At 34.8% G+C, this 14,425-nt stretch carries 14 protein-coding genes; 7 read left to right on the plus strand and 7 right to left on the minus strand.

The genetic code is table 11. The annotated features are described in order from the left end of the window. Positions 1-55: 55 nt before the first annotated feature. Positions 56-751 (plus strand): LytR/AlgR family response regulator transcription factor, encoded by a 696-nt coding sequence (locus FAF07_RS01460; RefSeq protein ID WP_142783428.1) that lies wholly within the window; start codon positions 56-58, stop codon positions 749-751. Between the two features lie 12 nt (positions 752-763). Here the strand turns inward: FAF07_RS01460 and priA are convergent, their stop codons facing one another. Genes priA through nadC form a run of 3 tightly spaced genes read right to left on the minus strand, consistent with a single transcriptional unit; the run spans position 764 to position 5,024 of the window. Beyond that, positions 764-3,220 carry a replication restart helicase PriA gene (gene priA / locus FAF07_RS01465; protein ID WP_142783429.1) on the minus strand — a complete coding sequence of 819 codons (2,457 nt, stop codon included), beginning with the start codon at positions 3,218-3,220 and terminating at the stop codon, positions 764-766. Then, the gene (locus FAF07_RS01470; RefSeq protein WP_142783430.1) at positions 3,220-4,164 is read right to left on the minus strand and encodes a YihY/virulence factor BrkB family protein; all 945 of its coding nucleotides are present in this window, start codon (positions 4,162-4,164) and stop codon (positions 3,220-3,222) included. Before FAF07_RS01470 ends, priA begins: the two co-directional genes overlap by 1 nt. Before the next feature lie 2 nt (positions 4,165-4,166). Next, on the minus strand, positions 4,167-5,024 hold the full coding sequence (nadC, locus tag FAF07_RS01475; RefSeq protein ID WP_142783431.1) for a carboxylating nicotinate-nucleotide diphosphorylase: 858 nt from the start codon (positions 5,022-5,024) through the stop codon (positions 4,167-4,169). 186 nt (positions 5,025-5,210) lie between these two features. On the opposite strand from nadC, the gene FAF07_RS01480 reads away from it, so the two are divergent. Beyond that, positions 5,211-5,453: a hypothetical protein gene (locus FAF07_RS01480; RefSeq protein ID WP_246067749.1), complete on the plus strand. Its 243-nt coding sequence runs from the start codon at positions 5,211-5,213 to the stop codon at positions 5,451-5,453. A 391-nt stretch (positions 5,454-5,844) separates the two neighbouring features. After that, entirely contained in the window at positions 5,845-6,318 is a 474-nt protein-coding gene (rlmH, locus tag FAF07_RS01485; protein ID WP_142783432.1) for a 23S rRNA (pseudouridine(1915)-N(3))-methyltransferase RlmH, read from the plus strand. A 15-nt stretch (positions 6,319-6,333) separates the two neighbouring features. Here the strand turns inward: rlmH and FAF07_RS01490 are convergent, their stop codons facing one another. The 4 genes from FAF07_RS01490 to FAF07_RS01505 are packed head-to-tail and all read right to left on the minus strand — an operon-like array spanning position 6,334 to position 9,571. Next, complete coding sequence (locus FAF07_RS01490; RefSeq protein WP_142783433.1) at positions 6,334-6,633, minus strand: HPF/RaiA family ribosome-associated protein; 300 nt, start codon at positions 6,631-6,633, stop codon at positions 6,334-6,336. Positions 6,634-6,686: 53 nt separating this feature from the next. Continuing rightward, positions 6,687-7,244 carry a D-alanyl-lipoteichoic acid biosynthesis protein DltD gene (locus FAF07_RS01495; protein WP_185956496.1) on the minus strand — a complete coding sequence of 186 codons (558 nt, stop codon included), beginning with the start codon at positions 7,242-7,244 and terminating at the stop codon, positions 6,687-6,689. A 9-nt stretch (positions 7,245-7,253) separates the two neighbouring features. Then, complete coding sequence (locus tag FAF07_RS01500; RefSeq protein WP_142783435.1) at positions 7,254-7,943, minus strand: AMP-binding protein; 690 nt, start codon at positions 7,941-7,943, stop codon at positions 7,254-7,256. Between the two features lie 53 nt (positions 7,944-7,996). After that, complete coding sequence (locus FAF07_RS01505) at positions 7,997-9,571, minus strand: hypothetical protein (RefSeq protein ID WP_142783436.1); 1,575 nt, start codon at positions 9,569-9,571, stop codon at positions 7,997-7,999. Between the two features lie 109 nt (positions 9,572-9,680). Between FAF07_RS01505 and FAF07_RS01510 the strand changes: the two genes are divergently transcribed. From FAF07_RS01510 to FAF07_RS01525, 4 genes are all read left to right on the plus strand, one after another. Then, positions 9,681-10,262, plus strand: a complete 582-nt coding sequence (locus tag FAF07_RS01510; RefSeq protein ID WP_142783437.1) for a non-canonical purine NTP diphosphatase — start codon at positions 9,681-9,683, stop codon at positions 10,260-10,262. 62 nt (positions 10,263-10,324) lie between these two features. Beyond that, positions 10,325-12,538, plus strand: coding sequence for a RelA/SpoT family protein (locus FAF07_RS01515; protein ID WP_142783438.1), 2,214 nt, complete (start codon positions 10,325-10,327; stop codon positions 12,536-12,538). A 25-nt stretch (positions 12,539-12,563) separates the two neighbouring features. Then, entirely contained in the window at positions 12,564-13,031 is a 468-nt protein-coding gene (locus tag FAF07_RS01520; RefSeq protein ID WP_142783439.1) for a Fur family transcriptional regulator, read from the plus strand. A gap of 12 nt (positions 13,032-13,043) precedes the next feature. After that, positions 13,044-14,318: an adenylosuccinate synthase gene (locus tag FAF07_RS01525; RefSeq protein ID WP_142783440.1), complete on the plus strand. Its 1,275-nt coding sequence runs from the start codon at positions 13,044-13,046 to the stop codon at positions 14,316-14,318. Positions 14,319-14,425: the final 107 nt, after the last annotated feature.

The raw sequence follows: 14,425 nt of genomic DNA on the forward strand, positions 1-14,425 counted from the left end.
TTAGCGGAAATTTTCGTACTATTGTCGATATCTTAACCGAAATAATATAAATGTTATGACTTTAAATTGTGTAGTAGTAGACGACTCAGCGATACAAAGGCTCTCCATTGTTAAATTAGTAGAGAATCACCCCTCTCTCAATTTAATTGCAGAGTACAGTAGCGCACTTGAGACTAAAAATGGTCTAAATTCACATCAAGTTGACCTCATCTTTTTAGACATTGAAATGCCAGTGTTAAATGGATTTGAACTATTAGATGTATTAAACAACAAACCCCAAATTATTTTTGTAACCGGTAAAACCGAATATGCTTTTAAGGCATTTAATTACGATGCCACCGATTACTTACACAAACCCATTACCAGAGAACGTTTCAACACTTCTGTAGATAAAGCTTTAGAGCAACACAAGTTGACTTTAGACTTTAATGAAGAAGAAGGTGAACACATCTTTGTAAAAAGTAATCTTAAAAAACGTAAAGTTTATATTAAGGACATTAAATGGATTGAAGCCCTTGGGGATTATGTAAAATTAGTTACAGAAGAGAATAGCTTAGTAGTCTTATCTACTATGAAATCTTTTGAAGCCGAATTACCAGAAGGTAAATTTTTAAGAATTCACAAATCGTACATTGTAAATCTTGATAAAATTGACAGATTTAATAGTAAAAATGTTGAAGTTGGGGCTTATGAGATTCCTTTAAGTAGAAATAAAAAGACCCAGTTGGTTGATGCTTTAAATAATATATAACTAAGCTAAAAACTAATAGTTATCGACATTTAAAACAACTTTAACCGACCGAAAATCTTTAATACTCATGAAGCTATTATTAATTCTAATAATAGCTTCTTTTGTTTTTGATAAGGATTGCTTCTTTGGAATTTTTACCAAAATATTTTTATAAAATTGGTTTCTAATCCTAGAAATAGGGGGTGACTCAGGCCCTAAAACATGTTCTGAAAACATTAATCTCAACGATTTTGCATACCAAATAGATGCAGATTCCACGCGGTTATACTCTTTATGCTTCAACGTGATTTTTATCTGCTTGTAAATAGGTGGATATTTATAATTATAGCGATCGTTCATCTGCTCACTATACATCCCTTCATAATTATTAGTAGATACCTGTTGTAAAATATTATGATATGGGTTATAGGTTTGAATCAACACCTTACCCCTTACATCTGTCCGTCCTGCCCTACCCGAGACCTGAAGCATGAGTTGAAAACTGCGTTCATGTGCTCTAAAGTCTGGAAAATTAAGCATATTATCGGCATTCATAATACCCACCAGTTTTACATGCCTGAAATCCAATCCTTTGGTTACCATCTGTGTACCAATCAAAATATCAATCTCTTGCTGCTCTAAGGCCGTAATTATCTTTTCGTAACCATATTTACCACGCGTGGTATCTAAGTCCATGCGAGCTACCTTAACGTCTGGAAATAGCAGCTTAACTTCTTGTTCAATCTGTTCTGTTCCAAAGCCTTTATTGTCTAACTCAGAACTTCCACATGCTAAACAGTTGCGCAACATGACCATATGATAGCCACAGTAATGACAGCGCAATTCATTTTTATATTTATGGTGTGTCAAGCTCACATCGCAATTGGGGCACTGTGGTGAATTACCACAGGTATTACATTCTATGATAGGTGAAAAACCACGTCTATTTTGAAACAGGATAATTTGATACCCTTCCTGCAAAGTTTCGGTCATTTCTACAATCAGTCGATCGCTAAAATGCCCTTTCATTCGTTTCTTTTTGAGCTGCTCCTTAATATCTACCAGCTCAATATCTGGCATTAAAACATCATTGAACCGCTTGGTTATCTCAACCAAACCATACTTCTTTTCATTTGTGTTAAAATAACTTTCTAAACTTGGAGTGGCCGATCCTAAAAGTGTTTTGGCCTGATGCAAATTAGCAAGTACCACAGCGGTATCTCTGGCGTGGTATCGCGGGGCTGGATCAAACTGTTTAAAGGATTGCTCGTGCTCCTCATCAACAATAATTAATCCTAAATTGTTAAACGGTAAAAATATGGAGGAACGCGCCCCTAAAACGATTCGCGCTTTGGCGGAATTCTGCAACACATTATTCCAAACCTCAACCCGTTCATGTGCCGAATACTTGGAATGAAATACAGCGACTTGTTCTCCAAAATAATTCTGTAAACGTGTTATTAGTTGAGCCGTCAAAGCAATTTCAGGGAGTAAATACAAAACTTGTTCTCCTTTAGCAATGCAATCCTCTATCAATTTAACATACACCTCTGTTTTCCCTGATGAGGTGACCCCGTGCAATAGAGTGACTTGATGGGTTTTAAAAGACACTTTAATGTCCGCTAATGCAGTTAATTGATATGTGTTTAATTTTTTTGTTGATTCATTATCGGCTCCAGAATATTGTACACGGTCCGTTTGAATATGATACTCTTCAAGCAACCCTTTGTCAATTAACGTTTTTATTATAGAAACAGATGCTTTGCTTTGTTGAGATAGATCGGCAACTTTTACAGGTTTTTTCGTGGTGGCCGATATGGAAAACAAGGTCATAATTACCTCACGTTGTTTTGGCGCCCTACTCAAATCATTCAAAAGGTTTTCTAATGCTGTTTCGGAAGCATACTGATTATGTAATTTCACATAGCGAACTAATTTCGGCTTATATTTTTCATACACTTCTTCTTCAACAGAAATCGCATTTTTATCAATTAAATGTTTAATTACTGGGAGTACATTTTTTTTGTCGAGAATGTTTACTAGATCGTTTATTTTTAGTGAAGACTGATGCTGTAAGGCCTCGTAAATTAAAAACTCATCATCTCTTAAAACAGATTCGTCTAAAGAACCATTTGATGATTTGGTTATAACCGTTTCACTTTCTAAGATAAAAGCATTAGGTAATGCCGCTCGCATAACATCACCCAATGTGCACATATAATAGCTAGCAATCCATTGCCACAGTTCCAGCTGTTTGCCATTCACTATTGGCGCTTCATCTAAAATTTGATGAATCTCCTTAGCCTCATAAGCTGTTGGTGCATCACTATGAATAGAAAAGACAATGCCTGTATAGATTTTTGACTTTCCAAAAGGTACCGCAACGCGCATGCCTGCATTTAAAAAATCAGCCTCTGCTAAGGTTACGGAATAGGTAAATAACTTTTGAAGTGGAATTGGAATGATGACGTCTATAAAATGTTGACCCATTACTTTTTACTTGAAGTCGATTTTCTTTTGATACGGTTCATCGCTACATTCAATTCGTAACCTAGCAACAAAATATTTGCATTCAACCAGAAGGATAATAACAAAATAAGTAATGCGCCAATAGAACCATAGAGTTCATTATATCTTGCAAAATATTCAATATATATCCCGAATAAATAGGTGGTAATCAATACAAGGATGGTTGTAAACAAAGCACCTGTTGAAAAAAACCGAGAATGCTTGCCTTCCTTTGTTCCAAAATAATACAAGGTTGCACTTGCCATATAAATCATTATTGACACAAACACAAATTTGCCAATCTTCGTCCAAATAGCACCATAATATTCATCAATTAATCCACTTCTTTCCAGATTATGAACAATATAGATTTGAAAATAACCAAGAACCGCAACGGTTAATATTAATATGAATGCTAAAATTATGGCTACCCCAAAGGCATGTGTGTATTTTGCTAAAATGTTTCGTGACAACTGTTCATGATAGGAGTTTTGAAAACCAGAAAACACAGATGCCACGGCACTTGTCATCAATAACAAGGATAAGATAAAAATGTACGATATGGTATTACTATCTACGGTTGAGCTTATATTTTGAAAGATATTTTCAAAAAAGAATTCTGCTGTATTTGGTGGTAAAAATGATTCTAGAAAACTTTGAAACTGGCTCTTGAATTTATCTCCAGGTATATAGGGAATCACTTTTAAAATGAATAGTAAAAACGGAAATATAGATATAAACAATGAAAAGGCAATGGCACTTGCTCTAATTGAAACTGCCCCACGTACTATACCTAAGGTATATAATTCTAATAAATCATAAACGGAAAGCCCTTGAAAAGCTCTAGGTTTTATTCGCTTTAAAAAAGCTACAATTTTATTTACAATAGGTATTTTTTTTAAAAACCTTTCAACATTGTCATACATATTTAAACTGCCTTCAAACTTAAATCCATATTATGAACAGAGTGTGTGAGCGCACCGCTTGAAATATAATCCACACCACATTCCGCATAATGCCTTATGGTGGTTTCATTTATATTTCCAGAGGATTCAGTAAGACATTTATCTCCTATCATTTTGACTGCTTTTCTAGTGTCTTCGTAATCAAAATTATCAAGCAATATTCTGTATACCCCATCACTCATCAATATCTCTTCAACTTCATGTAAATTACGTGCTTCCACCATTATTTTTAAATTCTTTCCAGTATCTGCTAAATACTGTTTCGTCATCTCAATAGCCTTGGTAATCCCACCTGCAAAATCAATATGGTTATCTTTTAACATAATCATATCATACAAGGCGAACCTATGATTCTCCCCGCCTCCAATAACAACTGCCCATTTTTCTAAAACCCGAATTCCCGGTGTCGTTTTACGGGTATCTAGCACCCTTGTTTTTGTACCTTTTAATAAATCGACAAATTTTTTGGTTTTGGTGGCAATAGCACTCATGCGCTGCATAGCGTTTAGCACTGTTCGTTCGGCCTTTAAAATAGATTGGGAAGATCCTTCTACATACATAACAATATCGCCAAACGTGACCTCTGAGCCATCTTCAATAAGTACATCTAACTTTAAATTCTTATCCACATAGGCAAATACCTTTTTAGCGAAGTTTACACCGCCAATAATACCTTTATCTTTAACCAAAAGTTTAGCTTTTCCTTTGGCATTGTCTGGGATACAGGCCAACGAGCTATGATCTCCATCGCCTACATCTTCCCTAATGGCGTTAGATATTATATATTTTAATTCGGCATCAAATTGCTCTTGTGTAATCATGGTTTAGTATTGTTTCTGCTAAAATAAGAAATACATTTTATTTTAGTTTATGGTTTGTAACAAGATTGTGACTCAATCGTTGCATATAAAATAACGCGTTATGAATTTTATTGAAAAATTTCACGCTTTCATCTATCAAAAAAAAATTTCAACCTGTTCACTTGGAGTACACGTCTCATTCTCGCTGTGGCTTTCATCCCTTCTGGTTTAACCAAATTATCAGGAAATAGATTTACGCTTCTAGACGTCAACAATCCTGTAGGCTTCTTTTTTGAGGCACTTTATAGTACTGGTTTTTATTGGAAATTCCTAGGATTATCACAACTTTTAGCAGCGGTTTGTATTGTTATACCTAGAATAATTTTTTTTGGGCACTGTTGTTTTACCTATTATTATCTGTTAAAAGAATTAAGACCGCTGCGCTGCTAGAATATAGAATCAAGACATGATTTTAACTAATAGATAATCATCGTATAATATATTTATCATTTCAACAAAAATATAATTTTTTATTTCTTATAAAAGACTAAGGTGCAAATCTTAAAAAAACCTTTTGACACATGCCCAATCTATTATTTGGGCTGTTTTACAAATTTCAATCGGACACTATTGATTTTTACCCATTATTATAAATATTAATGTCATTTTATTATAAATATTAATGTCATTATGTTTTCTATTGGTCTTAAGGGGACTCCAAATAATTACCAGCCTCATACTTCTTGCCAATCTCTATTTATTATTTTGGGATTTAGACAAGCTCAAAAAAATTATTGCCCTCATTTTTAAAAAACCTTCTAATAAATAGTAATTTTGATTTATGACGATTAAGCTGATAGCCATAGGAAAAACCGATAACAAATCACTCAATGCCTTGATGGATGATTACATCAAGCGTTTGGGATTTTATATAAAATTTAACTTAGAGATTATTCCTGATTTAAAAAATTCGAAAAACTTAAGTCAAGAACAGCAAAAGCAAAAAGAGGGTGCCCTTATATTATCGAAATTAAAACATGGAGACGTTTTGATTTTATTAGATGAACAAGGCAAAGCACTCGATTCTGTTTCATTTTCAAATTACCTTCAAAAACATATGAATTCTGGCATCAAACAACTCGTATTTGTTATTGGTGGGCCTTATGGTTTTTCGAAAGAGATATATGATAAAGCAAATGGGAAACTGTCCTTATCAAAAATGACATTTTCCCATCAAATGATTCGTTTGTTTTTTATTGAGCAACTTTACAGAGGGTTCACTATTTTAAGGAACGAACCGTATCATCATCAATAATATACATCAAATTAACTAGTGTGTATTATATATCTGTTTGCGTTTTTTAAGCTGGCGCTCTAAATCACTAATCGTTTCTCTCACTGCCACTTCATAATTGTGCTCATTGGAGTTTGCGAAAATACGCGGTCCCGGTAAGCTTAGTTCGATACTACAAATTTTGCCAGAATCATGCTGATTATCATCTTGTTTAAAATAAACGTGCGCACTAATCAAAAATTCATATCTAGTGAAAAGTTTCTCTAATTTATTTTCCGTGAACGTTGTAAGGCTCTCACTTGCATCTACGTTTACATACTGAATATTTACTGTCATATAATTTTTATTTTAATCAAATTTACAAGACTTAAATTTATTTGAACCTGATTTTAATCATTTTTTAACTTAAAGGTTTTTATAACTTCCTTAGCATTTTCCATTGTTATTTCATGACCTTTCTCATTAAAATGAATACGGTCATCCATAAAATAATCTGCTATCATATCTTTTGAGAAATCAATATAATCAAATTCCTTTTCAATACAATAGGCTTTTAATCGTTTCTGAAAACCTTCAATTCTATTCGCGTAATTTTCACCTATAAAATTTATTTCAGTGCTATTAAAACACGGTGAAGGGATACCCACTATAAATTCAATATCATAATGCTTAGCCTGTTTACACATCGCATAGATGTTTGAGATGATAAACTCGTCATTTAGTCCAAACCACAAGTCGTTGGTACCTCCAAAAATTAATATGTGCGTGGGTTTATAATCTGTTAGTGCCGCAGCAAACCGAGATAACATTCCAGTAGTGGTATCCCCATTAATACCCAAATTAACAATGGGAACATTCAAGTTTTTTTCAAGTAAGGTCGTCCATCGCTTAGATGTAGCAACTTCATATCCGTAGGTTAAACTGTCCCCCACGCAAACTAATTTCATAGGCTTCATTTATTCAAAAATAACAGATTCAGAACTAGCAAACCAATCTTTATAAAATTCCTGATGGATTTTTTCAATACGGTTTCTTTTTATTTTTAGCGTGGGCATTACCAATCCGTTATCAACCGACCAATCTTCTTTCATAATGACCACTTTTTCAATGCGTTCATGCTTTTCTAAAGATTTGTTTACGTTTTTGACCGATTCCCTTAAACTCTGGGAAAGCTCATCTTTCGCTGTATTTTTTGAAGATTCCGATAATGTTATTAGAGCAATAGGCTGTGGGATTCCGGTGCCTACAATAAAAATTTGCTCTATTAATGAATTTTCAGAAATCTTCATTTCAATGGGTGTTGGTGAAATGTATTTTCCTTTATCTGTTTTAAACTGATTCTTACCACGCCCTGTAATACTTAAATAGCCCTCATGGTCATATTCCCCAATATCGCCAGTTTTAAGGTAGCCATCTTCAAAAACAGATGCGGTTAATTCTGGTGATTTATAATACCCTGTCATTAAGCATGTATTCTTTACAAGAATTTCACCCTCGCCCGATAATTTAGCCTGGACGCTCATTAATGGTTTACCCACAGTGCCTATTTTATTGGCTCCGGGCAAATTGAAATATGAAACAATGCAGTCTTCAGTCATCCCATAACCTTGCAAAACAGTGATGTCAATTTTTTGAAACCAGCGCATTAAAAAATTCTTGAAACCGACTATCCTCGTGAGTTAAAATAAAACATAAAAACTTAAATTTTACTTAATTCTAAATCTAGGTTTTCTAAAACTTTAGTATCTCCAAGCATGGATGCCGATCTTTTAATGCCCTCTAAAGCCACTAAGCGCTTAGTCCCTTTTTTTAATGATTTTTTATATAATGCTATCGCTTCTTGAGGTCTATTTTGAGCCAACAAAAATTCGGCGTAAAGTTCCGGGGTTGGTTTTAAAATAAAAGGCGGACCATAACTGTAACTTAACTCATCTTGAAGGTGCACCGATTCTTTCAATAGGGCTTCAGCCTCAATCAAATCATTAACCATCCACGATTGCAAGGCTTTTAATTGGACTTTCATAATATTGGACTGATTAATATCAGATTGATCGGGAATGACCCTCGAAGTTGATGCGCATACTGTAAACCCACTATTTATATTATCCACCAATAATGTCTCCTTACTAATCCCTTTTTCCATATCTGCAATAAGGGCATCCAATGCGTTTTTATTACCAGCTTTAAATGCCTGCATACCATCTAAGAAATAATTTTGGGCTCTAACGGCGATGTTTAAATCTGAAACATCAACCTCAATATCAGAAATAGGATGCTCCCAAAGATTTGTTTCCGCTAAGAACGTGCCCTTTAAAAACAGCAGATACATCCTAGCTCGTTTTGATGGGTTTTTATTTTCATAATGTAGCATATCAAAAACCATTTTTTCGGCTTCTTCAATGTGCTTATTTTGAAGATAACCATATTCCAGCCAATGGTACGCATGATAACCTCGGGCATCATTACCCAAATCTCTTAAATTCATTCTATTCACACTGGCCTGATAAGAGTCAATATTAGAAGAAATCACTTTATCCCACATACCTAATGCGACATAAATATGCGACGGCATATGCAACGCATGACTAGCATCTGGAGCTACTTTAGCATACGAATCGGCAACGTTTAAAGCCAAATGGGCATGATCTGGATCATCATATGAATGAATGAGATAATGCAGTGCTCCAGGGTGTTGGGCATTCTCTGATAAGATCTTATTAGCAATATTTGCCCCTAAACCGTATATCGAATCGTTTCTCCCTTCAGACACAGAACCTAAGAGCGATAAAGAATAAAACGCGGCTATTTCATGGTTATTGGGATGCTTTTTATAGAGCGCTTCCATATAATGCATATAATCCTGGTCCCTTTCTTTTTTGGCTGTTTTTGGTTTATATAGTTTTTCTGCCGCATGTGCCAGATCCCGCTCTAATTCTGTTAATTGATTGGTTTTATTTATAGCCTTCATCTTCTTAACCGCAGCAAACCCATTTTCGTAATTTTGATTTTTCCACAGCGGATGATTATACGTCATCGCCTCTCCCCAATACGCCATAACCATAGTGGAATCAATGTCCTGAGCTTTTAAAAATGCCTCTCGTGCATCTTGATACTCAAAACTATGTAATAATAACAGACCTTTTTCAAATTCTGGTATCGCTTCAGTTTTACCAGAAACTTCTAAATTAACTATACCCAAGTAATCTATTTCTGTTTCTTGCTTTTTACAAGCGCTTAGCATAATAATCATTAATAGAACTATCGATTGTCTCATGGCATAATAATATATTTGTTCATTATTAAAACAGCAGGTTTTACTTTAAAGAGAAACTAATTGTTTTTCATAAAGATAAATAAAATAAAACCCAAAATAATACATGTCTATGGAAATCGTTTTTGCCACCAATAATTTGAATAAACTCAAAGAGGTTCAATCTATAATGCCGACACATATTAAATTATTAAGTTTAAAAGACATTGGTTGCTTTGAGGATGTGCCTGAAACTCAAAATACCATAGAAGGCAATGCGATTCAAAAGGCAGAATATGTAAAAACACAATTTGGGCACGATTGTTTTGCAGACGATACGGGGTTAGAGGTAGCTGTGTTAGATGGCTCCCCCGGAGTATATTCTGCAAGATATGCTGGTGCACAAAGAAGCGCCGAAGATAACATGACCAAACTCTTATCAGAACTCCAGAATAAACCAAATCGTTCGGCGCAATTTAAAACCGTCATAGCCTTATCTTTAAATAATGAGCTGCACACATTTACAGGTATTTGTAAAGGGGCCATTATTGAAGAAAAATTAGGAGAGAAAGGTTTTGGTTACGACCCTGTTTTTCTTCCAGATGGTCATAATCAAACATTTGCTGAAATGGATTTGGCCTTAAAAAACACGATCGGTCATCGCGGTAAAGCGATATCGCAACTCATTCATTTTTTAAATAGAGACATCACATAATTTAAATCACAAAAAATTAAAATCCTGTTGGTGGTTAATATTCTTTATGCTACTTTTAATTTATGACAGAGGAATTCATTGCGAAAGAAAATGCAGCCATTGCAAAAGCCTACAAACAGCTATTAAAGGTAAGCTATAGGACACTTAGTGCTGATGATAAAAAACTCATCAGAAGCGCTTTTGAAGTCGCCATAGACGCGCATAGCGATCAGCGTAGAAAATCTGGTGAAGCTTACATTTTCCATCCATTGGCCGTAGCCAAAATTGTAGCCCAAGAAATTGGTTTGGATGCCACATCTATTGCCGCCGCATTGCTACATGATGTTGTTGAGGACAGTGAAACATATACTATTGATGATATTGAGCATTTATTTGGTGAAACCGTTGCCAAAATCGTAAACGGTCTCACCAAAATATCATCGCTTAAAAAGAGTATGGATGTCTCCATGCAGGCAGAGAATTTCAGAAAGATGCTGCTCACTTTAAATGATGACGTACGTGTTATTATCATCAAAATTGCAGATAGGCTCCACAATATGCAAACCATGGATGCCATGCGAAGCGACAAACAGGTTAAAATTGCTTCTGAAACCCTTTATATATATGCCCCTTTAGCCCACAGGATCGGACTGTATAATATTAAAACCGAGCTTGAAGATCTAGCCTTAAAATACACAGAACCTGATGTGTACTTAGATATTTTAAACAAAATAAAAGACAGCAAAGAAGAACAGGATTTATATATTAAAGCATTTAGTAGTGTTATAAAAAACTCCTTAGATAAAGAACAATTTAACTATACCATAAAAGGAAGACCAAAATCTATTTTCTCCATCAGAAAAAAAATGGTAAAACAGGGTGTTTCTTTTGATGAGGTCTATGACAAATTTGCCATTAGGATAATTTATGAAAGTGATGAGGAAAACGAAAAGTTTTTAGCATGGAAAATCTACTCTATAGTTACCGATCATTTTAGACCAAACCCCATACGGTTAAGAGATTGGATCTCTTCACCCAAAACCACTGGCTATGAAGCCTTACATATTACCGTGATGGGTCCCAAAGGACGTTGGGTAGAAGTGCAAATTAGAAGTGAGCGCATGAATGAAATAGCCGAAAAAGGCTATGCGGCACATTATAAATATAAGGAAGAGTCAGAAAAAGAAGATAATTTAGAAAATTGGATCCACAAATTACAAGAAGTTCTTGAAAATCCAGACACGAATGCCGTCGATTTTGTTGAGCAATTTAAACTCAACCTTTATTCAAAAGAGATTTTTGTATTCACACCTGCTGGCGAATTAAAATCATTGCCCAAGGGTGCTACATCTTTGGATTTTGCATTCAGCATTCATACGGAAGTAGGCATGAAAACAAGGGGAGCCAAAGTCAATGGTAAATTAGTGCCGCTAAGCCATGAATTACAAAGTGGTGACCAAGTCGATGTGCTAACCTCTGAAAACGCCAAACCTAACGCCAACTGGTTAGAATATGCTACCACAGCACGGGCACGTAGTAAAATCAAATCAGCCTTAAGAGAAGATAAAAGACTTATTGGTGAAGAGGGGAAAGAAATATTAAGGCGAAAATTAAAGCAACTTAAAATCACACTTAACGAAGAATCCATTAATGAGATGGTGAACTTCTTTAAGTTAAAAACAAGTTTAGACTTATTCTATAGGATTGGTATTGGCACTATAGACAATACGATGCTAAAGGATTATGCCTCTTCTAGAAGTAATGTTTTAATGAGCTTTATTAAAAATAAAATCTCAAGAAAATCACCTATAAAAAAAGAAGATCTAGATAAAGATGAGGTCACAGCAAAATATGACTCTCTGGTTTTTGGAAAAGAAGAAGATAAACTAGATTATAAATTATCTAACTGCTGCAATCCTATTCCTGGAGATGCTGTCTTTGGGTTTTTAACGGTAACAGAAGGCATCAAGGTGCATAAGAAAAACTGTCCCAATGCTGTGAGTCTGCAATCTAATTATGCTTACAGAATTATGACTGCTAAATGGGTAGACTCTACACAGCAAGAGTTTTCTTCACAAATCATTTTAACCGGGATTGACCACATTGGATTAGTTAACGATATAACCAAAATCATTTCTGAAAATATGCATGTTAACATGAATAGCATCAGTTTTGAAAGCAATGACGGTATCTTTTCGGGTAAGATTAATGTGGTGGTTAAAAACAAAACTATGCTGACTAGACTTTTATATAAACTTCAAAAAATTAATGGTATTGATAAGGTTACAAGAGTGTAAAAAAGTGTAAATTTGACACGACATTATGAATGCAAAAGCAGACACGAAAAACCAAGACATAGTAAAAAGCGTATTTACTAGCTTTTTAGAAGGAAATGGTCACCGAAAAACTCCGGAACGCTATGCTATACTTCAAGAAATTTATAATAATACTGAACACTTCGATATAGAATCACTATATCTAAGTATGAAAAACAAAAAATACAGAGTATCACGGGCGACACTTTATAACACTATAGAATTACTTTTAGATTGTGGCTTGGTCAGAAAACATCAATTTGGTCAAAATCAAGCACACTACGAAAAGTCATATTTTGATAGACAGCACGACCATGTTATTCTTACAGATACTGGGGAAGTTATAGAATTCTGCGACCCAAGAATACAATCCATAAAAAAGACGATTGAAGAGGTATTCAACATCGAAATTAATAATCATTCACTCTATTTCTACGGAAATAGAAAATCTCCTGATACTGATCAGGACAAATAACTAATTTTTACAATGGCAGTAGATTTACTACTAGGATTACAATGGGGAGACGAAGGCAAAGGAAAAATTGTTGACGTACTAACATCCAACTACAACATTATTGCTCGTTTTCAAGGCGGCCCAAATGCAGGGCATACCTTGGTATTTAACGGACGTAAACACGTTCTTCACACCATTCCTTCTGGGATTTTTCATGAAGATGCAACAAATTTAGTAGGAAACGGCGTTGTTATTGATCCTGTGATTTTTAAGGGCGAACTTGACAAACTAGAAGAACAGGATGTAGATTACAGAAAATCCCTGGTTATCTCGCGTAAAGCACATATCATTTTACCAACACATCGCTTATTGGATGCAGCAAGTGAAGCATCCAAAGGCAAAGCCAAAATTGGGTCGACACTTAAAGGTATTGGTCCCACCTATATGGACAAAACAGGCAGAAATGGTATTCGTGTCGGTGATTTGGAGTTAAGCGATTGGAAGGAAAAATATAGAGCATTGGCTAATAAGCACGAATCGATGATTGCGTTTTATGATGTGGATATTCAATATAATTTATCTGAACTTGAAAAAGAATTTTTTGATGCGATTGATGTTTTAAAATCTCTAAAATTTATTGATTCAGAAGAATATATCTACCAAGCTCAAAAATCAGGAAAAACAATTTTAGCCGAAGGTGCACAAGGGTCTTTATTAGATATTGATTTTGGAACCTATCCATTTGTAACATCAAGTAACACAACTGCTGCCGGTGCTTGTACTGGTTTAGGGGTTTCTCCTGGACAAATTGGAGATGTCTTTGGTATTTTTAAAGCTTATACCACGCGTGTTGGTTCTGGTCCATTCCCTACAGAATTATTTGATGAAGATGGCGAAACTATGGGACGCATTGGTCAAGAATTTGGTGCTACAACAGGTAGGGCGAGACGTTGTGGCTGGTTAGATTTAATTGCTTTAAAGTATGCTTGTCAAGTAAATGGTGTTACGCAACTCATGATGATGAAAGGCGATGTACTTTCAGGATTTAAAACTCTAAAAGTATGTACTGCCTATAAATATAAAGGTGAGGTTATTCATCATTTTCCATATAATATCGAACCAGAGAATGTAGAACCTATCTATACTGAGCTTGATGGTTGGAAAGAAGATTTAACAGGCATGTCTGAAGCTTCACAGTTACCAAAAGCACTTAATGCCTATATTGAGTTTTTAGAAAAAGCATTGGAAATCCCGATTACCATTGTTTCGGTAGGTCCTGATAGAAAGCAGACTATTTTTAGGCAATAACACTTAAAAATGTATTTTTAAATAAATAATTGAAACGCTCCAACTAATTTTGGAGCGTTTTTTGTTTGGTCATACTCAAGCCATTTTATAATCGTTATTTTTGCACA

The organism is Changchengzhania lutea (genome assembly GCF_006974145.1).
GTDB classification, from domain to species: domain Bacteria; phylum Bacteroidota; class Bacteroidia; order Flavobacteriales; family Flavobacteriaceae; genus Changchengzhania; species Changchengzhania lutea.

Bases quoted from the DNA above. Each gene is read 5' to 3' on its own strand.
- nadC (WP_142783431.1), bottom strand. From the start codon at position 5,024: ATGATTACACAAGAGCAATTTGATGCCGAATTAAAATATATAATATCT.
- rlmH (WP_142783432.1), top strand. From the start codon at position 5,845: ATGACGATTAAGCTGATAGCCATAGGAAAAACCGATAACAAATCACTC.
- FAF07_RS01490 (WP_142783433.1), bottom strand. From the start codon at position 6,633: ATGACAGTAAATATTCAGTATGTAAACGTAGATGCAAGTGAGAGCCTT.
- FAF07_RS01520 (WP_142783439.1), top strand. From the start codon at position 12,564: ATGAATGCAAAAGCAGACACGAAAAACCAAGACATAGTAAAAAGCGTA.
- FAF07_RS01515 (WP_142783438.1), top strand. From the start codon at position 10,325: ATGACAGAGGAATTCATTGCGAAAGAAAATGCAGCCATTGCAAAAGCC.
- FAF07_RS01505 (WP_142783436.1), bottom strand. From the start codon at position 9,571: ATGAGACAATCGATAGTTCTATTAATGATTATTATGCTAAGCGCTTGT.
- FAF07_RS01500 (WP_142783435.1), bottom strand. From the start codon at position 7,943: ATGCGCTGGTTTCAAAAAATTGACATCACTGTTTTGCAAGGTTATGGG.
- priA (WP_142783429.1), bottom strand. From the start codon at position 3,220: ATGGGTCAACATTTTATAGACGTCATCATTCCAATTCCACTTCAAAAG.
- FAF07_RS01495 (WP_185956496.1), bottom strand. From the start codon at position 7,244: ATGAAATTAGTTTGCGTGGGGGACAGTTTAACCTACGGATATGAAGTT.
- FAF07_RS01510 (WP_142783437.1), top strand. From the start codon at position 9,681: ATGGAAATCGTTTTTGCCACCAATAATTTGAATAAACTCAAAGAGGTT.
- FAF07_RS01525 (WP_142783440.1), top strand. From the start codon at position 13,044: ATGGCAGTAGATTTACTACTAGGATTACAATGGGGAGACGAAGGCAAA.
- FAF07_RS01470 (WP_142783430.1), bottom strand. From the start codon at position 4,164: ATGTATGACAATGTTGAAAGGTTTTTAAAAAAAATACCTATTGTAAAT.
- FAF07_RS01460 (WP_142783428.1), top strand. From the start codon at position 56: ATGACTTTAAATTGTGTAGTAGTAGACGACTCAGCGATACAAAGGCTC.